General features: G+C 60.3%; 19 protein-coding genes and 2 tRNA genes. 12 read left to right on the top strand and 9 right to left on the bottom strand.

Features of this window, described 5'->3' with window-relative positions:
- Nucleotides 1-21: 21 nt before the first annotated feature.
- On the top strand, nucleotides 22-345 hold the full coding sequence (locus tag WIF35_RS01870; RefSeq protein ID WP_412479873.1) for a DUF4224 domain-containing protein: 324 nt from the start codon (nucleotides 22-24) through the stop codon (nucleotides 343-345).
- Nucleotides 308-1300 carry a hypothetical protein gene (locus tag WIF35_RS01865; protein ID WP_412479872.1) on the top strand — a complete coding sequence of 331 codons (993 nt, stop codon included), beginning with the start codon at nucleotides 308-310 and terminating at the stop codon, nucleotides 1298-1300. Before WIF35_RS01870 ends, WIF35_RS01865 begins: the two co-directional genes overlap by 38 nt.
- A gap of 115 nt (nucleotides 1301-1415) precedes the next feature.
- Here the strand turns inward: WIF35_RS01865 and WIF35_RS01860 are convergent.
- A tRNA-His gene (locus WIF35_RS01860) sits at nucleotides 1416-1491 on the bottom strand.
- Nucleotides 1492-1654: 163 nt separating this feature from the next.
- Here WIF35_RS01860 and tig point away from each other — a divergent pair.
- From tig to WIF35_RS01825, 7 genes are all read left to right on the top strand, one after another.
- Nucleotides 1655-2959: a trigger factor gene (gene tig / locus WIF35_RS01855; protein WP_412479871.1), complete on the top strand. Its 1305-nt coding sequence runs from the start codon at nucleotides 1655-1657 to the stop codon at nucleotides 2957-2959.
- Nucleotides 2960-3029: 70 nt separating this feature from the next.
- Nucleotides 3030-3659, top strand: coding sequence for an ATP-dependent Clp endopeptidase proteolytic subunit ClpP (gene clpP / locus WIF35_RS01850; protein WP_412479870.1), 630 nt, complete (start codon nucleotides 3030-3032; stop codon nucleotides 3657-3659).
- Between the two features lie 14 nt (nucleotides 3660-3673).
- Nucleotides 3674-4936, top strand: coding sequence for an ATP-dependent Clp protease ATP-binding subunit ClpX (clpX, locus tag WIF35_RS01845; RefSeq protein WP_412479869.1), 1263 nt, complete (start codon nucleotides 3674-3676; stop codon nucleotides 4934-4936).
- Between the two features lie 70 nt (nucleotides 4937-5006).
- Entirely contained in the window at nucleotides 5007-7421 is a 2415-nt protein-coding gene (gene lon / locus WIF35_RS01840) for an endopeptidase La (RefSeq protein WP_412479868.1), read from the top strand.
- 163 nt (nucleotides 7422-7584) lie between these two features.
- Nucleotides 7585-7857: an HU family DNA-binding protein gene (locus WIF35_RS01835; protein ID WP_412479867.1), complete on the top strand. Its 273-nt coding sequence runs from the start codon at nucleotides 7585-7587 to the stop codon at nucleotides 7855-7857.
- A 9-nt stretch (nucleotides 7858-7866) separates the two neighbouring features.
- Nucleotides 7867-7942 (top strand) — tRNA-Val (locus tag WIF35_RS01830).
- Between the two features lie 57 nt (nucleotides 7943-7999).
- Nucleotides 8000-8881: an HDOD domain-containing protein gene (locus tag WIF35_RS01825; protein ID WP_412479866.1), complete on the top strand. Its 882-nt coding sequence runs from the start codon at nucleotides 8000-8002 to the stop codon at nucleotides 8879-8881.
- A 12-nt stretch (nucleotides 8882-8893) separates the two neighbouring features.
- On the opposite strand, the gene WIF35_RS01820 is transcribed toward WIF35_RS01825, so the two are convergent.
- Nucleotides 8894-9655, bottom strand: a complete 762-nt coding sequence (locus WIF35_RS01820) for an RNA methyltransferase (protein ID WP_412479865.1) — start codon at nucleotides 9653-9655, stop codon at nucleotides 8894-8896.
- A 68-nt stretch (nucleotides 9656-9723) separates the two neighbouring features.
- Between WIF35_RS01820 and WIF35_RS01815 the strand changes: the two genes are divergently transcribed.
- The 3 genes from WIF35_RS01815 (at nucleotide 9724) to WIF35_RS01805 (ending at nucleotide 11826) form a co-directional block, all read left to right on the top strand.
- Nucleotides 9724-10536 (top strand): inositol monophosphatase family protein, encoded by an 813-nt coding sequence (locus WIF35_RS01815; RefSeq protein ID WP_412479864.1) that lies wholly within the window; start codon nucleotides 9724-9726, stop codon nucleotides 10534-10536.
- 67 nt (nucleotides 10537-10603) lie between these two features.
- Nucleotides 10604-10948, top strand: coding sequence for an ArsC family reductase (locus WIF35_RS01810; protein ID WP_412479863.1), 345 nt, complete (start codon nucleotides 10604-10606; stop codon nucleotides 10946-10948).
- The gene (locus WIF35_RS01805) at nucleotides 10945-11826 is read left to right on the top strand and encodes an Hsp33 family molecular chaperone HslO (RefSeq protein WP_412479862.1); all 882 of its coding nucleotides are present in this window, start codon (nucleotides 10945-10947) and stop codon (nucleotides 11824-11826) included. Before WIF35_RS01810 ends, WIF35_RS01805 begins: the two co-directional genes overlap by 4 nt.
- 42 nt (nucleotides 11827-11868) lie before the next feature.
- On the opposite strand, the gene WIF35_RS01800 is transcribed toward WIF35_RS01805, so the two are convergent.
- From WIF35_RS01800 to rsxG, 7 genes are all read right to left on the bottom strand, one after another.
- Entirely contained in the window at nucleotides 11869-13275 is a 1407-nt protein-coding gene (locus tag WIF35_RS01800; RefSeq protein WP_412479861.1) for an FAD-binding oxidoreductase, read from the bottom strand.
- Nucleotides 13250-14572: a 30S ribosomal protein S12 methylthiotransferase RimO gene (gene rimO, locus WIF35_RS01795; RefSeq protein WP_412479860.1), complete on the bottom strand. Its 1323-nt coding sequence runs from the start codon at nucleotides 14570-14572 to the stop codon at nucleotides 13250-13252. The genes WIF35_RS01800 and rimO overlap by 26 nt, the downstream gene beginning before the upstream one ends.
- A gap of 46 nt (nucleotides 14573-14618) precedes the next feature.
- A complete protein-coding gene (locus WIF35_RS01790) occupies nucleotides 14619-16004 on the bottom strand; it encodes an HD-GYP domain-containing protein (protein WP_412479859.1) in 1386 nt (461 codons plus the stop codon).
- A 69-nt stretch (nucleotides 16005-16073) separates the two neighbouring features.
- Nucleotides 16074-17399 carry a citrate transporter gene (locus WIF35_RS01785; RefSeq protein ID WP_412479858.1) on the bottom strand — a complete coding sequence of 442 codons (1326 nt, stop codon included), beginning with the start codon at nucleotides 17397-17399 and terminating at the stop codon, nucleotides 16074-16076.
- Between the two features lie 171 nt (nucleotides 17400-17570).
- Nucleotides 17571-17843, bottom strand: a complete 273-nt coding sequence (locus WIF35_RS01780) for an RnfH family protein (RefSeq protein WP_412479857.1) — start codon at nucleotides 17841-17843, stop codon at nucleotides 17571-17573.
- A 23-nt stretch (nucleotides 17844-17866) separates the two neighbouring features.
- Nucleotides 17867-18547, bottom strand: a complete 681-nt coding sequence (locus tag WIF35_RS01775) for an electron transport complex subunit E (RefSeq protein ID WP_412479856.1) — start codon at nucleotides 18545-18547, stop codon at nucleotides 17867-17869.
- Between the two features lie 9 nt (nucleotides 18548-18556).
- Complete coding sequence (gene rsxG / locus WIF35_RS01770) at nucleotides 18557-19162, bottom strand: electron transport complex subunit RsxG (RefSeq protein ID WP_412479855.1); 606 nt, start codon at nucleotides 19160-19162, stop codon at nucleotides 18557-18559.

Here is a 19162-nt window from a genome sequence, read left to right as displayed (position 1 = left end):
ATATTCGAATGGAGTGACAGAATGAATAAATCACCAGGTATGCCCAACCAGGGCGCTCATCTAACACGAGAAGAAGTGCGCGAGCTAACTGATCGCGTTTTGCCTGGAAAACAAATCGAATGGCTAAAGCAATATGGCTGGAAGTTCGCTATCTCTGCGGCCGGTCGCCCGAAGATAGCTCGCACATATTACGATTTCCGGATGGGGGCTATGGAAAACGAGCCCGCAAACGACCAAGAACCTGATTTCTCACATTGGACGGCAAAAACAAATGGTGGGGCGCAGAAAAAACAACCTGGAACTGGGTATGGCCAGGTTGTACGTCTACGAAGGGAAGCGGCATAAGACCTATTACACGATTGACCGCAACAACAAGTACATAAATCTCGGCCGCGATCTGCCCGAAGCAAAGCGCAAGCTTCTCGAACTTGAAGATGAAGCGCCGGCCAGAGGAACCGTTGCAGACTACCTTTCCCAGCTGATGGCATCTCGCCTTAAGCTGGTTAGGTCAAATAAGCTGGCACAGTCCACATACGACAGCAACGAGCTGGAGATCATCCAGCTAAATAAGGCTTTCGGGAAGATGGACCCGGCTGCTATCCGGCCGACACACATCTGGAAATACCTTCACGAGTTTCGAGGATCGGAAAGCCCGGTTAGAGCGAATAGAGAGATTGCCCTGCTATCTACGATGTTCAATAGGCTGATCGGCTCCGGTGTCGTTGATATCAATCCGTGCAACGGCGTTGAGCGCAACAACGAGGTATCACGAACTAGGCTAGTTACTGACGCCGAGTTTGTTGAATTCTTGAAATTCTCGGCGCGCAAGAGCGAGGCTGGGATGCGAATGGCGCTTGCAGCGTATATCGCATATCTGACCGGCAAGGCACAGGGGCAAATATTGAAGCTCACGCGCCATGCGATATCGTCAGATGGGATTACTTTCGGTGCTCGAAAGCGAGGATCTGGAACGCTTGTTGAATGGACTCCTAGGCTTCGAAGGATGGTTCGATACGCACTCTCGATGCCCTGCTCTATCACGCCGCTGTTTGTCATTCATACAAGAGCAGGAACGCCATACACGTCTGATGGGTTCAAATCTAACTGGCAGCGCCTGATGAACGAATGGTGCGCTCTTGGAAACGAGAGATTCACGTTTCATGATCTTCGGGCAAAAGCGGTAACTGACATGATCGACCAGGGCCGGAAGGCAAGCGACCTAACAGGCCACCGCCAGGAGGCAACCATAAGTCGAGTTTACGACCGTCGTCGGCTGCGCAAATCTAAGGCCGTCAGGTAGACCATCTTAGGAAAACTGGACTTTCATCTTAGGAAAACACTAATCGCCAGTTTTTGTCATAGCGTTTCCGAAACGATAAAGCCCCGCAGGACGGACCTTGCGGGGCTTTGAATCTTGGGGCGACATACCGGGATCGAACCGGTGACACCTGGAATCACAATCCAGTGCTCTACCGACTGAGCTAATGCCGCCGTCGAAGAAGGCGCGCATTGTACGATGCACATTCGCTTCTGTCTACAGGCTTCGCGAATTTTCTGCCGATTCGCCGAGAAGGTCTCGAACATTCGGCAAAGATAGGGACCGTGATATGATTGGCGGTTTCACTTTTCGCCTCTGCAGTCACAAGGATTTTTCATGGAAGCCACCACTGTACAAGCTAACGAACTCGAACGTCGCGTCGAACTGTCCATCGCCATCGCCAATGTCGAGAAGGAAATGGAACAGCGCCTGAAGCGCATGGGCAAGAACATGAAGATGCCTGGCTTCCGCCCGGGCAAGGTGCCGTTCAACATCGTCAAGCAACAGTATGGCGACCAGGCTCGTCACGAAGTGCTGGCCGAGGAGCTCGACCGCGTCTTCGGCGAAACCGTCACCGAACAGAAGATTCGCGTTGCCGGCTATCCGCGCATCGAACCGAAGACCACCGAGAGCACCACCCACCTCGAATTCACCGCCATTTTCGAAACCTACCCGGAATTTGCCCTCGGCGACCTGTCCACCGCAGAAGTCGAGCGTCCGGTGCTGGAAGTGAGTGCCGCCGAAGTCGACAAGACCCTCGACATCCTGCGTAAGCAGCGCGTTTCCTACGAAACCGCCGACCGCGTCGCCACCAAGGACGACCGCGTCGTTATCGACTTCCTCGGCAAGAAGGATGGCGAGCCCTTCCAGGGCGGTTCCGCTAACGATTACCCATTCGTCCTCGGCCAGGGCATGATGCTGCCGGACTTCGAGAAGGCTGTTGAAGGCGCCAAGGCTGGCGAGTCCAAGACTTTCGATCTGACCTTCCCGGCCGACTACTTCGCCAAGGATCTGGCAGGTCAGACCGTCCAGTTCGAAATCACCGTCAAGCAAGTCCAAGCTCCGAAGCTGCCGGAAGTTGACGCCGAGTTCGCCAAGAGCATGGGCGTGGCCGATGGCGACGTCGAGAAGATGCGCGCCGAAATCGAAGGCAACCTGAAGCGCGAAGTGAAGCGCCGCATCGAAAGCCAGGTCAAGGAACAGGTCATGGAAGCCCTGCTCAAGACCAACCCGATCACCGTGCCGAACGCACTGGTCGAAATGGAAGTGCAGCGCCTGATGCAAGCCGCCCGCCAGGATATGGAACAACGTGGCATGCAAACCAAGGATTTCCCGATCCAGCCGGAATGGTTCGCCGACCAGGCCAAGCGCCGCGTTACCCTTGGTCTGATTCTTGCTGAAGCCGTGAAGACGGAAAAGCTTCAGGCAACCCCGGAACAAGTGCGTGCAATGGTCGAAGAAACCGCTGCCTCCTACGAGCAACCGGAAGAAGTGATCCGTTGGTACTACGCTCAACCGCAACGCCTGCAGGAAGTCGAAGGCGTCGCGATCGAGAACAACGTGGTCGCGTGGGTGCTCGGCAAAGCCAAGGTCACCGACAAGGCCGCAGTTTTTGATGAACTGATGGGTCAGAAGCAGTAAGCTAGAATCTGTCGCAAACGCGACAAACGTAGCTAACAAGACCAATCAAACTCAACAGACAAGGGCTGACATGAATATCGATAACGCAAGCAACTGGGATCCGCAGGCTCTGGGCCTCGTCCCGATGGTGATCGAACAGAGCGGACGCGGCGAACGCGCGTTCGACATCTATTCGCGCCTGTTGAAGGAGCGGGTGATCTTTCTTGTCGGCCCGGTCAACGACGCCAGCGCCAATCTGGTCGTCGCCCAATTGCTCTTCCTTGAAGCGGAAAATCCGGACAAGGACATCTACTTCTACATCAACTCTCCCGGCGGTTCGGTGACGGCCGGCATGTCGATCTACGACACCATGCAGTTCATCAAGCCGGACGTGTCGACGCTGTGCATCGGCCAGGCTGCCTCAATGGGCGCCTTCCTGCTCTGCGCCGGCGCCAAGGGCAAGCGTTTCGCCCTGCCCAACTCGCGCGTGATGATTCACCAGCCGCTTGGCGGCTTCCAGGGCCAGGCCTCGGACATCGCCATTCACGCCAAGGAAATCCTCTCCATCAAGGACAAGCTCAACCGCATCATGGCCGAACACACCGGCCAGCCGCTGGAGCGCCTGGAGCGCGACACCGACCGCGACAATTTCATGTCGTCGGACGAAGCAGCCGAATACGGTCTGATCGACAAGGTTCTGACTCGCCGCGACGCGGCCTGATCCGGGAGACGACAATGTCCAAGGGAAGCCAGGAAAAACTGCTCTACTGCTCGTTCTGCGGCAAGAGCCAGCACGAGGTCAAGAAGCTGATCGCCGGCCCGTCGGTGTTCATCTGCGACGAATGCATCTCGCTGTGCAACGACATCATCCGCGACGAACTGCCGGAAGAAGCCGCCAAGGCAGGCGGCTCCGACCTACCGACGCCGCGCGAGATCAGCTCCATTCTCGACCAGTACGTCATCGGCCAGGAAGTCGCCAAGCGCATCCTGTCCGTCGCGGTCTACAACCATTACAAGCGCCTGCGCCACACTGCCCGTAATGCGGACGATGTCGAACTGGCCAAGAGCAACATCCTGCTGATCGGCCCCACCGGCTCCGGCAAGACCCTGCTCGCCCAGACGCTGGCTCGCCTGCTCAACGTCCCCTTCGTGATGGCCGATGCCACCACGCTGACCGAAGCCGGCTACGTCGGCGAGGACGTCGAGAACATCATCCAGAAGCTGCTGCAGAAGTGCGACTACGACGTCGAAAAGGCGCAGCAAGGCATCGTTTACATCGACGAAATCGACAAGATTTCTCGCAAGTCCGACAACCCGTCGATCACTCGCGACGTTTCGGGTGAAGGTGTGCAGCAGGCCCTGCTCAAGCTGATCGAAGGCACCACCGCCTCGATTCCGCCGCAAGGTGGCCGCAAGCACCCGAACCAGGACTTCGTCCAGGTCGACACCACGAACATCCTCTTCATCTGCGGCGGCGCCTTTGCCGGCCTGGAAAAGGTCATCAACAACCGCTCCGAAAAGGGTGGTATCGGCTTCGGTGCCGAGGTGAAGAGCAAGGAAGACAAGAAGGAAGTCGGCAAGATTCTGCAGGACGTCGAGCCGGAAGACCTGATCAAGTTTGGCCTGATTCCTGAACTGATCGGCCGCCTCCCAGTCATCGCCACACTCAACGAACTGGAAGAAGCCGCCCTCATCCAGATTCTGACCGAACCGAAGAATGCCCTGGTCAAGCAATACCAGAAGCTGTTCGGCATGGAAAACGTCGAGCTGGAAGTTCGCCCCACCGCATTGTCCGCCATCGCCAAGAAGGCGCTGGAGCGGAAAACCGGTGCGCGCGGCCTGCGCTCGATCATGGAGCACGTCCTTCTCGACACGATGTACGAACTCCCGGGCATGGACAATGTCGAAAAGGTGGTCGTCGATGAAAATTCGATCACCGGCGACACACCGCCCCTGCTCATTTACGCCGACCAGCCCAAGGTATCCGGTTCGAACTAAGCCCCGTTAGGGGCTTGAAAACCGGTTTCCCGCCCCCACCTAGGGGGCACCTACCCAATAAAGGCTTCTAATGTCGAACCCCAACACCCTTCCGGAAACCGTCGAACTGCCGCTGCTGCCGTTGCGCGATGTCGTCGTGTTTCCGCACATGGTCATCCCGCTCTTCGTAGGCCGCCCGAAGTCCATCAAGGCCCTCGAAATGGCGATGGAATCTGGCAAGCACATCCTGCTGGTCGCCCAGAAGTCGGCGGCCAAGGACGAGCCGGAACCGGCCGACCTGTACCACATCGGCTGTATGGCCAATATCCTGCAGATGCTCAAGCTGCCCGACGGCACCGTCAAGGTGCTGGTCGAAGGCACGCAGCGCGCTCGTGTCGAAGCCGTCGAAGTGCAATCTTCCGTCTTCATGGCAACGGCTTGTCCGATTCCTCCGGGCACCGTCGAAGATCACGAGATCGAGGCCATGCGCCGTGCCGTGGTCGCCCAGTTCGACCAGTTCGTCAAACTGAACAAGAAGATCCCGCCGGAGGTTCTCTCCTCCATCGCCGGCATTGAGGACGCCGGTCGTCTGGCCGACACCATCGCCGCCCACCTGCCGCTCAAGCTGGAGCAGAAGCAGGAAGTGCTGGAGATGGAAAGCATTCGCGACCGTATCGATCGCCTGCTGTCACAACTCGAAGCCGAAATCGACATCCTGCAGGTGGAAAAGCGCATCCGTGGCCGCGTCAAGCGCCAAATGGAAAAGAGCCAGCGCGAGTACTACCTGAACGAGCAGGTCAAGGCCATTCAGAAGGAACTCGGCGAAGGCGAAGAAGGCGCCGATCTGGAAGAGCTGGACAAGAAGATCAAGGCTGCCGGCATGAGCAAGGAAGGCTTGGCCAAGGCTCAGGGCGAACTGAAGAAGCTGCGCCTGATGTCGCCGATGTCGGCCGAAGCCACCGTCGTGCGCAACTTCATCGAAACCCTGATCGGCTTGCCGTGGCGCAAGAAGACCCGCATCAGCAAGGATCTACGCGAAGCCGAGAAGATTCTCGACACCGACCACTTCGGCCTGGAAAAGGTCAAGGAACGCATCGTCGAGTATCTTGCGGTGCAACAACGCGTCGACAAGGTCAAGGCGCCTATCCTCTGCCTGGTCGGCCCTCCAGGTGTCGGCAAGACTTCGCTCGGTCAGTCCATCGCCAAGGCGACCAACCGCAAGTTCGTTCGCATGGCGCTCGGCGGCGTGCGTGACGAGGCCGAAATCCGCGGTCACCGTCGTACCTATATCGGTTCCATGCCGGGCAAGATTCTGCAAAGCCTGACCAAGGTCGGCGTGCGCAATCCGCTGTTCCTGCTCGACGAAGTCGACAAACTCGGACAGGATTTCCGCGGCGACCCGTCTTCCGCCCTGCTCGAAGTGCTGGATCCGGAACAGAACAACACCTTCCAGGACCACTACGTCGAAGTCGATTTCGACCTGTCCGACGTGATGTTCGTGGCTACGGCCAACACGCTGAACATTCCGGCACCGTTACTCGACCGAATGGAAGTGATCCGTCTGTCCGGCTACACGGAAGACGAGAAGGTCAATATCGCCCTGCGCTACCTGCTGCCGAAGCAGATGAAGAACAACGGAGTCAAGAAGACCGAACTGACGGTCGCCGAAAGCGCACTGCGCGACATTGTGCGTTACTACACCCGCGAAGCCGGTGTGCGTGCACTCGAACGCGAAATCTCGAAGATTTGCCGCAAGGTCGTCAAGACCCTGGTCCTGAAGAAGCGCGATAGCAAGATTCTGGTCAATGCCAAGAACCTCGACAAATTCCTCGGTGTGCATCGCTACACCTTCGGCATGGCCGAAAAGGAAAACCAGGTCGGCCAAGTAACCGGTCTGGCCTGGACCGAGGTCGGCGGTGAATTGCTGACCATCGAGTGCGCCAACATGCCGGGCAAGGGCAACATCCTGCGTACCGGTTCGCTCGGTGACGTCATGAAGGAATCGGTCGAAGCCGCCCGTTCCGTGGTGCGCGCCCGCGCTCGCCGTCTTGGCATCAAGGATGAAATCTTCGAGAAGACGGACATTCACATCCACGTGCCGGAAGGCGCCACGCCGAAGGACGGTCCATCTGCTGGCATCGCCATGACCACGGCGCTGGTTTCGTCCTACACAGGAATCCCGGTTCGTTGCGACGTTTGTATGACCGGTGAAATCACGCTGCGTGGCGAAGTGCTCGCCATCGGTGGCCTGAAGGAAAAGCTACTGGCAGCCGTACGTGGCGGTCTGAAGACGGCCTTGATCCCGGAAGAAAACGTCAAGGATTTGACGGAAATCCCGGACAACATCAAGAACCGTATCGAGATCGTTCCGGTCAAGTGGATCGACCAGGTGCTGGAAAAGGCCCTTGAGCGCAAGCCTGAGGCCCTTGCTGACGCAGCCGACGAAAAGGCTGGCGTACAGGGCGCCGCCGAGGCCGGCGCTGCGACCACCGTCGTTACTCATTGATTTATAAGGAAAGGATGCCGTTGTCTTGGCAGCGGCATCCCTATCCTTGCGGGAAAGCCGCCGCAACCCCGCCAGAATCCGCTTGACACAAGGATTTCGCGAGAGATAATTCCGTCCTCCAAGGCTTTAACCACTTGTAAACCAACCTGTAGGGGACTTAAATATGAACAAGACTGAACTGATCGATCAGATCGCCGCTTCTGCCGACATCTCCAAGGCTGCCGCCGGTCGTGCGCTGGACGCCGCTGTTGATGCCATCAAGGGCGCTCTGGCCAAGGGTGACTCCGTCAGCCTGATCGGTTTCGGCACCTTCTACGTCGGCGAGCGCGCTGCCCGCACCGGCCGCAACCCGCGCACCGGCAAGACCCTGGAAATCAAGGCAGCCAAGTCGCCGAAGTTCCGCGCTGGCAAGGGCCTGAAGGACGCCTGCAACTAAGAATTACCCGGGTGCTTAGCTCAGTTGGTAGAGCGTCGCCCTTACAAGGCGAATGTCGGCGGTTCGACCCCGTCAGCACCCACCAGTCGTTCCGAAAAGGCCCCGCTGAAAGAGCGGGGCTTTTTCTTGATGGGAGCATCAAATGAGCACGTCTGAACACAAAGATCCTGACAAGATCGGGGCTGAACTGAAAGCCCAGCGCTTCCAGATGCTGGAGGACATTGCCGAAGAACTCGCAGGCGAAGTGGTCTTCCCTACCCATTTTGACGTCATCCTGCGCCTGCGCAAGGTATTGAACGATCCGAACCAGAGTATCTCCGGGATTGCCGCTGCAGTCGCTCTCGAACCCCTGGTCAGCGCCAAACTGCTCCATCTATCCAATTCGGTCGCCTTCAACCCGCAAGGCAATCAGATTGTCGACCTGAAAACGGCCATTTCCCGACTGGGCCTGAATACCGTTCGCACGACTGCAATGAGTGTGGTCATGGCCCAATTGCTGCGAGCCAAGGGCATGGCCGATTTCTCCGAGCTATCGACCAAACTCTGGGAGCACACCGTTACGACGGCTGCCGCAGCCCGCATCATTGCTGCAGAGGCTTCACGCATCAATCGCGATGAAGCCATGCTGGCCGGGATGCTGCACGATCTGGGCGCCTTCTACATGCTCTACCGCGCCACGCAATACGACGAACTGCGTGCCCGCCCGGAAAGCGTTCGTTATCTGATCCTGCACTGGCACGAAAGCATTGGCGTTGCACTGCTCGCCGCGCTTGGGCTGCCAGAGGAAATCGTCGAGGCGACCTCCGACCACGATGCCTTGCGCCCGATGCCCAATCCGGTACGCACCCTGACCGATGTCGTCTATATCGCCAACATGCTGTGCGGCGGCCATTTCGAATGGTTGGCACAGGAACAGCCCGGCGCCAGCGATCGCACCGAGATCGATGCCATCGAAGAAAAATACGGCCACCTGCGCCCGGAAATCGAGGCTTTGGCTGCCGAGATGCGCAACAGCTTCGCCTGACCCGGCGAAACCCTACTCCTTGCGGCCGTGCCCGGTACGCACCTGCGTCGCAGACAGAATGCCGCGCAGGATGTTGATTTCGTCCTTTTCCAGGCGGATACGTCCGAACAGGCGGCGCAACTTGGGTAGCAGCCGGCCCGGTTGAGCCGGGTTGTAGAAGCCCGTGTCGGTCATCACCTTTTCCAGATGACCGTAGAAGCCCTCGACTTCATCGTGCGCCGCCGGGGCCGAGGCAAATGGCGTCACCCCTTGTTCGATAATTGGCGGTTTGCCGGCGAAAGCAGACATCCGGCATTCGTAACACATCACCTGCACCGCCGACCCGAGATTCAAGGAGCTGAAATCCGGGTTGGTCGGAATACTGACCGCCGCCTGGCAATACAGCACTTCTTCGTTGCTCAGGCCATGCGTCTCATTGCCGAAGACCAGCGCCACTTCGCCCTGCCCCGCCTCAGCCAGCAAACGCTGAACGGTCTCGCGCGGCGTCCCGACCACCGGCCCCAGATCGCGCTGCCGGGCCGACATGGCCACGGCAAAGCTTGCACCAACCAAAGCCTGCGGCAGGCTGTCGACGATTTTTGCCCGATTGAGCACGTCCACCGCGCCGGTCGCCCGCGCATCGGCTTCCGGATCGGGGAATTGCTTGGGCTGCACGAGGTAGAGATCGGACAAGCCCATGGTCTTCATGGCACGCGCTGCCGCACCGATATTTCCAGGGTGACTGGGCCGACAGAGCACAACTCGGATACGCGACAGCAGGAGTTCGGGGTTCATAGTGTAAAATTCGTCTTTTGAAATTTCGTATCGGGTGGTCCACGGCCACCCGATCGCTCTTTAAAGCCATGCATCCAGCCCTGAATATCGCCATCAAGGCGGCGCGCCGCGCCGGCCAGATCATCAATCGCGCCTCGAACGATCTCGATTCGCTCAAGGTCGCTACCAAGCAGCCCAACGATTTCGTTACCGAGGTCGACCAGGCCGCCGAAGCCGCCATCATCGAAACCCTGCGCGAGGCCTATCCGGGCTACGGGATTCTAGCAGAGGAGTCCGGCGAGTCCGTCGGCAAGGGCAAGCAGGATACCGAATACCAGTGGATCATCGATCCGCTCGATGGCACGACCAATTTCATCCACGGCATGCCGCACTACGCCATCTCGATCGCCTTGGCCAAGAATGGTGTGGTCGAGCAGGCCGTCGTCTTCGATCCGAATCGCAACGAATTGTTTACCGCCTCCAAGGGCTCCGGCGCGTTCCTGAACGAACGCCGCATCCGCGTTTCGCGTCGTACCAAGCTGCAGGACTCCCTGCTCGGCACCGGCTTCCCGTACCGCCTCTTCAACCATGTCGATACCTATCTGGCGATCTTCAAGGAACTGACCCAGAAGACTTCCGGCATGCGTCGGCCCGGGGCCGCTTCGCTCGATCTCGCCTATGTCGCCTGCGGCCGTTACGACGGCTTCTGGGAATTCGGCCTGGCCCCTTGGGATGTCGCCGCTGGCGCCCTGCTCATTTCCGAGGCCGGCGGCCTGGTCAGCGACCTGCGCGGCGAAAACAACTATCTGGAAACCGGCAACGTGATCGCTGGTACGCCGAAAGTCTTCGCCCCGCTGCTTGGCGTGATCCAAGGCCATCTGCCGGAGTCGGTCCGCGGCTAAACTTTCCGGCCAGCACCAGAATCCAATACGGGGGCCGGCGGCCCCCGTTTATCGTTGAGGAAGCGCAATGATCAAGGTCTACGGCATCAAGAACTGCGACACCATGAAGAAGGCCTTCGCCTGGCTCGAAGCCAACGGCGTGGCGTATGAATTCATCGATTACAAGAAGGCCAGCGTGGCGGAAAACCACCTGCCCGACTGGAACCAGCGTGCCGGCTGGGAAAAGCTGCTCAATACGCGCGGCCTGATGTGGAAGAAGCTGACTGACGAGGAGCGGTCTGCGGTGGACGAGGCCAAAGCGCTGAAATTGATGGCGCAATACCCATCGCTGATCAAGCGCCCGGTACTCGATGCCGGCAACAAGCTGCTGGTCGGCTTCACCCCCGACAACTACGCGGAGCAACTGAAATGAGCGACAGCTTCGTTCGCCGCTTCCTGTTCGAACACCTCGACATTCGCGGCGCCATCGTCCATCTCGGCGATACCTGGCAGCAGATGCAGGCCGGTCGCGATTACCAGCCGACCGTCGCCCGCCTGCTCGGCGACATGGCTAGCGTCACGGCGCTGATCGCCGCCCAGTTGAAACAGCCGGGCCGCCTGACCTTCCAGTTGCGCGGCAATGGCCCGGTCCAGCTGCTGGTCATGGACTGCAACGAGCAGTTGCAGATGCGCGGCATGGCACGCAGCAATCCGGTCGTGCTGGCAGCCCCGGTTCCGGAACTGCTCGGTGCCCACCAGGGCGGCCAGTTGATGCTCAGCCTCGACCTGCCGACCGCCCGCCAGCCTTACCAGAGCTACGTGCCGTTGGTCGGCGATTCCACCGCGGCAATCTTCGAGCATTACCTTGAGCAATCCGAACAGCAGGCTTCCCGCCTGTTCCTCACCGCCAACGACGACGCGGCTGCCTGCCTTTTCCTGCAGAAGATGCCGGATGCCGACCTGCGCGATGCCGATGCCTGGAACCGCATCACCCACCTGGCCAGCACGGTCAAGGATGAGGAACTGCTCGGCCTCGACGTCGAAAGCCTGCTCACCCGCCTGTTCCATGAAGAGATGGAGCAGCACGGCATCCGCGTCTACGACCCGCAACCGGTGGTCTATCATTGCCCGGAAGACTGGAACAAGGTGCGCGACATGATTCGTAGCCTGGGCCGCCACGACGCCGAGGCCATCGTTGCCGAACATGGCGAAATCCTGATCCGCGACGATATCTGCAACCGCGACTACCGCTTCAGCCCGGAAGACGTCGCCGCCATCTTCGCCGACAGCGAAGGCAAGGCGCTCAACTGAGCCCTGACGTGTGCCGCTGCCCGAAGCGGCGGCACACCGGATTCAAATCACCTTGCCAGGATTCATCAGGCCCAGTGGGTCGAGCGCCTGCTTGAGCGAGCGCATCAGCGCCATTTCCACGGGCGATTTGTAGCGCAGAATTTCTTCACGCTTCAACTGGCCGAGGCCATGTTCGGCCGAGATCGAACCGTTCAGCGCCTGCACGATGTCGTGCACGTGTCGATGCACCGCCGGCTGCTGGGCGATGAAAGCGGTATTCTCCTGGGCATCCGGCTTGGACAGGTTGTAATGCAGGTTGCCGTCACCGACGTGGCCGAAGGCGACCACGCGAATGCCGGTAAAAGTCGCGCCCAGTTCCGCATCGGCCCGCGCCAGGAATTCCGGAATTTTCGACACCGGCACGGCGATGTCGTGCTTGATCGAAATGCCCTCGATCTTCTGGGCTTCCGAAATATTCTCGCGCAGGGCCCACAGCTTCTTCGCCTGCTCACCGGTTTGCGCGATAGCCCCGTCGCTCACCTCGCCCGCCTCCAAGCGCTCGGCCAGCCAGGCCTCGACCGCCGCCGGTTCGGCATCGGAAAACTCGGCCAGCACGTACCAGGCGCTGCTCGCTGTCGGCCGTTGGGTGGCGGGAATGTTCTTCAGCACCAGGCCAAGCGCCGGCTCGGAAATCAGCTCGAAAGCGGTCAGTTGGGCATCGAACGTGGTTTTTGCCCGATTGAGCAGGTGCACCGCAGCCGTCGGACTTTCGACGTTCAACCAGCAGGTGGTCTGCCGCTGCGGCAGCGGAAAGAGCTTCAAGACAGCGCCGGTGATGATGCCGAGCGTGCCTTCGGCGCCGATGAACACCTGCTTCAGGTCATAGCCGGTGTTGTCCTTGCGCAGGCCGCGCAGGCCGTTCCACAGCTCGCCATTGGGCAGCACCACTTCCAGCCCGAGCGTCAGTTCGCGGGTATTGCCGTAGCGCAACACCTGCACGCCGCCGGCATTGGTCGACAGGTTGCCGCCGATCTGGCAGGTGCCTTCGGAGGCCAGTGCGAGCGGAAAGAGCCGCCCGACGGCACGCGCCGCCTCCTGCACCTGCGCCAGCGTGCAGCCGGCTTCGACGGAAATCGTGTTGTTTTCGGTGTCCACTGCAGCAATGCGGTTCAGACGACCTAGCGCGACAACCACCGCCCTGCCCGCCTCGTCCGGCGTGGCCGCGCCGCACAGGCTGGTGTTACCGCCCTGCGGCACGATGGGCGCACCTGCAGCGATACAGGCCTTGACCACCGCTGCCACTTCTTCGGCACACCCCGGACGCACGACGCATTGCGCGGCACCCCGGTAACGCCCGCGCCAATCGGTCAGATAAGGCGCGACATCGGCCGCCTCGGTCAGCACCTGCGCGGTGCCGACGATGCCGGCCAGCGCCGCAATCAGATCAGGCGATCTTGGCGTAGAGGTCATGGTGGTCGGCGTCGATGACCTTGACCTGCAGGAAGTCGCCCGGCTGGGCGTCGAAGTGGCCGTCGATATAGACCAGACCGTCGATCTCGGGCGCATCGGCCTTGGAGCGGGCAATGGTGCCTTCTTCATCGACCTCGTCGACCAGCACCTCAATCACGCTATCGATCTTGGCGGCCAGCTTGTCGGCGGAGATGTCTTCCTGCACCTGCATCAGCCAGCGGCGGCGATCCTCGCGTACGTCCTCCGGCAACAACAGACCCAAGTCATTGGCCACCGCACCTTCGACCGGCGAATAGGCGAAAGCGCCGACGCGGTCGAGCTGCGCATCTTCGAGGAACTGGATGAGCATGTCGAAATCCTCGTCCGTCTCGCCGGGGAAACCGGTGATGAAGGTCGAGCGGATGACGATTTCCGGGCAGATCTCGCGCCACTTGCGGATACGCTCCAGCGTGTTCTCGGCCGAGGCCGGACGCTTCATCGCCTTCAAAATCTTCGGGCTGGCGTGCTGGAACGGCACATCGAGGTAAGGCAGGATCTTGCCTTCGGCCATCAGCGGGATCACGTCATCGACCGAGGGGTAAGGATAGACATAATGCAGGCGCACCCAGATACCGAACTGGGCCATCGCCTCGCACAACTCCTTCAGGCGGGTCTTGACCGGCTTGCCGCCCCAGAAACCGGTGCGGTATTTCAGATCGACGCCATAGGCCGAGGTGTCCTGCGAAATGACCAGCAGTTCCTTGACGCCGGCACGGGCCAGGCTTTCGGCTTCGGCCAGCACGTCGCCCACCGGGCGCGACACCAGCGGACCGCGCAGCGACGGGATGATGCAGAAGGTACAGCTATGGTTGCAGCCTTCGGAAATCTTCAGGTAGGCGAAGTGATCCGGCGTCAGGCGCACACCCTGCGGCGGCACCAGGTCGGTATAGGGATCGTGCGGCTTGGGCAGATGCTCATGCACATAGCCCATCACCTCATCGGCCGCATGCGGGCCGGTCACGGCCAGCACGGACGGGTGCGTCGTCTGCACGATATCGCCCTTGGCGCCTAGGCAGCCGGTGACGATGACCTTGCCATTTTCGTTGAGCGCCTCGCCGATGGCATCGAGCGATTCCTCGACAGCGGCGTCGATGAAGCCGCAGGTATTGACGATCACCAGGTCGGAATTGTCGTAGCTTGGCGAAATTTCATAGCCTTCGGCGCGCAGCTTGGTCAGGATGCGCTCGGCGTCGCTTGAAGCCTTCGGACATCCCAGGGAAACAAAGCCGACGGTCGGCACTTTAATATCAGTGGTCATGCAGAAAAACCTTATTCCGGCCAGGCCGGTGAGCAAAGGGCGTATTTTACCGGGAGAAGGCGTCGGGCAAACGGTCGATTGCCTGTTTGAGCGCCTCGAAACACTCTGGGTCGATGGCCGTACCGACATTTTCGGCCATGATTTCCAGCGTTTTCGGGATCGGCACCGCCCCGCGATAGGGACGTTCGGCGGTGATCGCATCGAAGATGTCGGCGGTCGTGATGATGCGGGTTTCCAGCGTGATCTCCTCCGCCTTCAAACCGCGCGGATAGCCCTTGCCATCCAGCCGCTCATGGTGCGCCGCCGACACGCGGGCCAGCTCGGCGAAGGCATCGATCCGCGACAGGATGGCTTCGGTATAAGCGGCATGCGCCTGCACTGCGGCCCATTCATCGGCATCCAGCTTGCCCGGCTTGTCGAGCACGCTGTTGCTGACGCCGAGCTTGCCGACATCATGCAACAAGGCCCCGCGCTTCAGCCAGCGGCGCCGCTCAGGCCCGAGGCCGAGGCTCTCGGCAATCATGTCCGTGTACAGGGCAACGCGGGCGCTATGGCCGCTGGTGTAGGGACTTTTCGAGTCGACCACCTGACCGAAAGCGGCGGCGATGTCGTCGAGATAATCGTCATCGAGCGGCACGACGTGCGCGGCCGGCTCCAGCGCCAGGATGGCGGACATGACCTCGGGCGAAGCGAGCATCGCCCAGAATGCATCGTCATCGGCCACCGCCTCGAAAACCCGGACCAAAGCAGGATCGAACCAGGTGCCTACCCTGCCCATCACTTCGTCGAGCGCTGCCTGCGGGCCGCCAGCGGTGTGAAATACGTCGATCACCTGCGCCAGCAAGGCTATGCGGGCAAATAGGGGAATCGCCTGGCCAGCCAGCCCTTCCGGCTTGCCCTTGCCGTCGAAATGCTCGTCGAGACTGTAAATGCCGGCCGAAACGCTCTCCGGGAAGCGCAAGAGGCGGGCAATTTCCGCGCCCCGCTGGCAACGCGTCGCGATCAATTCTTGCGCGAGTTCACTGCCATCGCGCATGATGGTCAGCACGCTGCGAAAGCGCTCGGCCAGGCCGGCTTTCAGGCCCGTATGCTTGAGCACGAAGTTGAGCACCTGCGGCAAACTGTCGCCGACCGTCTTGAAATCGCGCTTGAAGCTCAGATCATCGGTCAGATAGAGCTCGCAGATGCGGGCCGCATTGCTGCTGCAACCGAGGTCCTTCAGCAGCAGCGTGTAATAGAGCCCCCACAGCTCCTCGTCGCCCAGGCCGAGCCGGCGGCCGATATGCATGCCGATCCAGCAACAACGTACGCAGTGCCCTTCCGGCTGCCCTTCTGTGATGTCGAGCGCATGCGACAGCGCCGAGATCAGTTCGGACAAGCGCAGGTCGGCGGCTGACTCAAAAGACGAATGCGGGAGAAATTTGGCGTTCATGGATGTCTAGGATACATCCAGCACACCAAAGTTCTCCCGCCTTCCGTTCGGCGGTTTGGCCGAAAGCGCTTACTGGGCCGGAGCGACCGCCGGCTGTTCGACCGCTACCGGCGCGGCAACCTTCTTGTGGCCTTCGTCAGGATGCCAGCCGAGCACGACCAGCATGACCATGAAGCCGACGACGTAGGCCACGGCAACGTGCCAGCCATGGCGCAGCCACTGGGCAGCCGACTTGGCTTCCGGGAACATGTTGGACAGCGCGACGCCAGCCGACGAGCCAAACCACAGCATCGAACCGCCGAAGCCCACGGCATAGGCCAGGAAGCCCCAGTCGAAGCCACCTTGGCGCAAGGCCAGCGCGGTCAGCGGAATGTTGTCGAAAACGGCGGAGACAAAGCCCAGCGCGAAGGCCGACTGCCAGGAAGCCGGCGGCAGCTCTTCAACCGGCATCATCGAGGCGCACAACACCAGCGAGAGCAGGAAAATCGAGCCCTTGATCGTGTCCGGCAGCAATTCCCAGTCATGGCGACGCACCGGGATGGTAAGGATGATCGCCGCCCACACGGCGACACCGATGAATGGGAAGTGATCGGCCAGTTCCGGATACTTCACGTTAATGGTGATGTTGGTGGCCACGGCGAAGACCAGCATGGTGGCGACGATGAAGATGCGGCCCCAATCGACGTGGGTATGTTCGTGCGCATGCTTGATGATCGGCGAATAGGCATGCTGCTGCTTGGCACCGAAATAACCGATGATCAGTAGCGCGATGCCGGCGGCGACGTAGGCATCGACCACGATCAGCGGGCTGATGCCGTCGATCCACATCATGGTCGTCGTCGTATCGCCGACCACCGACCCCGAGCCACCGGCGTTCGATGCAGCAACGATGGCGGCCAAATAACCGATATGCACCTTGGCCTTGAACAACTGGTGGGCCATGGCCCCACCGATCAGCGCGGCCGCGATGTTGTCGAGGAAGCTGGAGATGACGAAGACCATGACCAACAGCACGAAACCGCCCTTCCAGTCGTCCGGCAGGAACTTCGGCAGCACCACCGGCACATGGCTCTTCTCGAAGTGACGAGCCAGCAAGGCAAAGCCGGTCAGCAGGCAGAACAGGTTGGCGATGGTCACCCATTCATGTCCGAGATGCCCGAAGAAGCCGGCAACGCCGACACCGGTCTTGAAGCCGGTGAAGATGATCTTGTACAGGCTGATGGTGAACAAACCGGTCAGCGCGACATACAGGGTGGCGTTATGAAACAGCGCCACGCCGAGCAGGGTCAGTGCAAACAGGATGAAATCGACGGGAATGCCGCCGACGGTCGGCAGATTACCGGCCGCGAAGGCCGAGGCCGGCAGCAGGCAAAGCAAGGGCAAGAAACGGTGCATGGCTGTTCTCGATGAGGTTTGAATTCGTTTTGATTCCGCCGACGCTGCACGCGCCGGACTCCCTGATTTTTGGCAAAACCGCATTGTCCACCGCAGCAGTCGGCTTTTCAATTGCGGATTACCCCTTAACGATCAAAATCTGCCTGATTGGCCGACCCAATCCTTAAAGTCTTACTCGTCACCATCCAGATCGCGCCGCGGCACGGTTTCCGGATCAGCGATGATGCCGCGATAAATCTCGACGCGGTCGCCTGCCTTCAATGCGGCATCGAGCTTGACCAGGCGGCCGAAAACCCCCACCTTCTGCGCCGCTAGGTCGATATGCGGAAACTGCTTGAGGATGCCCGAGCGCTCGATCGCATCCTTGACCGTCGATTCATCCGGCACCTCGATGTTGAGCCAGATCTGGTTGCCCGGTTCGGAATACGCTACGCCGATCTGCATGTTCGATTCTCCCTAGTTCAAATTCAGGCAGCGACCGGCGTCCCGCTCGCCCCGGCGGCGGCACGCGCCTCCAGCCGGCGCTCCATGGCCCGCTTGCCGGCCAGCAGGAAACCGAGGATGGCGAAGCCGCCCGGTGGCAGGATCATCAGCAAGGCCCCGCCATAGCCCGGCAGCTTCATTTCGAGAAAGGCGAAGGACGGTCCGAGCAGGTTGGATGCCTGGGCGAACAAAGTGCCGGCACCAAGGAATTCGCGGATCAGCCCGATCACCGTCAGCGCCCCGGTAAAACCCAGGCCCATGGCCAGGCCATCCACCGCCGAGGCGAACACCCCGCTCTTCACGGCAAAGGCTTCCGCTCGGCCAAGAATGGCGCAATTGACCACGATCAGCGCAATGAACAGACCGAGCACCTTGTATAGGTCGTGCAGCCAGGCGTTCATCGCCATATCGACCACCGTCACCAGCGTGGCGATCAGCACGACGAAGACCGGAATGCGCACCTGCGAACTGACCGTATGCCGGATCAGCGAGACCAGGATATTGGATACGACCAGCACCGCCGTCGTCGCCAGGCCCATCCCCAGGCCGTTGGTGCCGCTCGTCGTCACCGCCATGGTCGGGCACATGGCCAGCAGTTGGGAGAACACGACGTTCTGCTCCCACAGGCCTTCCTTCATGATGCTGCCGTAGTTGCTGTCACTCATCGCTCGCTCCTAACCGGTGATTTCCGTCTTGTGGGCAGCGAAGAATTCCAGCCCACCCTTGACCGCCTTGACCACGCCGCGCGGCGTGATGGTCGCGCCGGCAAACTGGTCGAAGACCCCGCTATCCTTCTTGACCGCCCATTTCTCCGGCGCCGGTTCGCCCAACGACTTGCCGTCGAAGGACTTGATCCACGAATCCTTCTTGACCTCGATCTTGTCGCCCAGGCCGGGCGTCTCGGCGTGTTTCAACACGCGCACGCCGAGCGTCTTGCCGCTCATGTCGACCGCCATCAGGATCTGGATTTCGCCGGCATAGCCCCGCCCCGCCACCTTGAACAAGGCCGCTTTCATCTCGCTGCCCTGGCGGGCGCGATAGATGGTCACCGGCTGGCCATCGCGGTCGACGTTGATCGTATCCTTCAGGAAATCGTTGTCAGCCATGCCGCTGGGCAGCACCTCCGACAGCGAATCGCGTAAGTCCTTGGCTTCGGCCGCGGCAATGGCGTCGTGCGTGGCGGTCGAGGCCATGGCCAGCGCGCCGCTTGCCAACAGGGCCACCACGCCGAGCAAGGCCGGCTGGTAACCGATTTTTTCCCGGATGCTTTCCAGATTCAT

Source organism: Azonexus sp. IMCC34839, assembly GCF_047047955.1.
Taxonomy (GTDB): Bacteria; Pseudomonadota; Gammaproteobacteria; order Burkholderiales; family Rhodocyclaceae; genus Azonexus.
This window is presented reverse-complemented; position numbering and strand designations above follow the sequence as displayed.

What these genes read in the sequence shown, in the direction of transcription:
- WIF35_RS01870 (WP_412479873.1), top strand. Translation starts at nt 22, where the DNA reads ATGAATAAATCACCAGGTATGCCCAACCAGGGCGCTCATCTAACACGA.
- WIF35_RS01865 (WP_412479872.1), top strand. Translation starts at nt 308, where the DNA reads ATGGCCAGGTTGTACGTCTACGAAGGGAAGCGGCATAAGACCTATTAC.
- tig (WP_412479871.1), top strand. Translation starts at nt 1,655, where the DNA reads ATGGAAGCCACCACTGTACAAGCTAACGAACTCGAACGTCGCGTCGAA.
- clpP (WP_412479870.1), top strand. Translation starts at nt 3,030, where the DNA reads ATGAATATCGATAACGCAAGCAACTGGGATCCGCAGGCTCTGGGCCTC.
- clpX (WP_412479869.1), top strand. Translation starts at nt 3,674, where the DNA reads ATGTCCAAGGGAAGCCAGGAAAAACTGCTCTACTGCTCGTTCTGCGGC.
- lon (WP_412479868.1), top strand. Translation starts at nt 5,007, where the DNA reads ATGTCGAACCCCAACACCCTTCCGGAAACCGTCGAACTGCCGCTGCTG.
- WIF35_RS01835 (WP_412479867.1), top strand. Translation starts at nt 7,585, where the DNA reads ATGAACAAGACTGAACTGATCGATCAGATCGCCGCTTCTGCCGACATC.
- WIF35_RS01825 (WP_412479866.1), top strand. Translation starts at nt 8,000, where the DNA reads ATGAGCACGTCTGAACACAAAGATCCTGACAAGATCGGGGCTGAACTG.
- WIF35_RS01820 (WP_412479865.1), bottom strand. Translation starts at nt 9,655, where the DNA reads ATGAACCCCGAACTCCTGCTGTCGCGTATCCGAGTTGTGCTCTGTCGG.
- WIF35_RS01815 (WP_412479864.1), top strand. Translation starts at nt 9,724, where the DNA reads ATGCATCCAGCCCTGAATATCGCCATCAAGGCGGCGCGCCGCGCCGGC.
- WIF35_RS01810 (WP_412479863.1), top strand. Translation starts at nt 10,604, where the DNA reads ATGATCAAGGTCTACGGCATCAAGAACTGCGACACCATGAAGAAGGCC.
- WIF35_RS01805 (WP_412479862.1), top strand. Translation starts at nt 10,945, where the DNA reads ATGAGCGACAGCTTCGTTCGCCGCTTCCTGTTCGAACACCTCGACATT.
- WIF35_RS01800 (WP_412479861.1), bottom strand. Translation starts at nt 13,275, where the DNA reads ATGACCTCTACGCCAAGATCGCCTGATCTGATTGCGGCGCTGGCCGGC.
- rimO (WP_412479860.1), bottom strand. Translation starts at nt 14,572, where the DNA reads ATGACCACTGATATTAAAGTGCCGACCGTCGGCTTTGTTTCCCTGGGA.
- WIF35_RS01790 (WP_412479859.1), bottom strand. Translation starts at nt 16,004, where the DNA reads ATGAACGCCAAATTTCTCCCGCATTCGTCTTTTGAGTCAGCCGCCGAC.
- WIF35_RS01785 (WP_412479858.1), bottom strand. Translation starts at nt 17,399, where the DNA reads ATGCACCGTTTCTTGCCCTTGCTTTGCCTGCTGCCGGCCTCGGCCTTC.
- WIF35_RS01780 (WP_412479857.1), bottom strand. Translation starts at nt 17,843, where the DNA reads ATGCAGATCGGCGTAGCGTATTCCGAACCGGGCAACCAGATCTGGCTC.
- WIF35_RS01775 (WP_412479856.1), bottom strand. Translation starts at nt 18,547, where the DNA reads ATGAGTGACAGCAACTACGGCAGCATCATGAAGGAAGGCCTGTGGGAG.
- rsxG (WP_412479855.1), bottom strand. Translation starts at nt 19,162, where the DNA reads ATGAATCTGGAAAGCATCCGGGAAAAAATCGGTTACCAGCCGGCCTTG.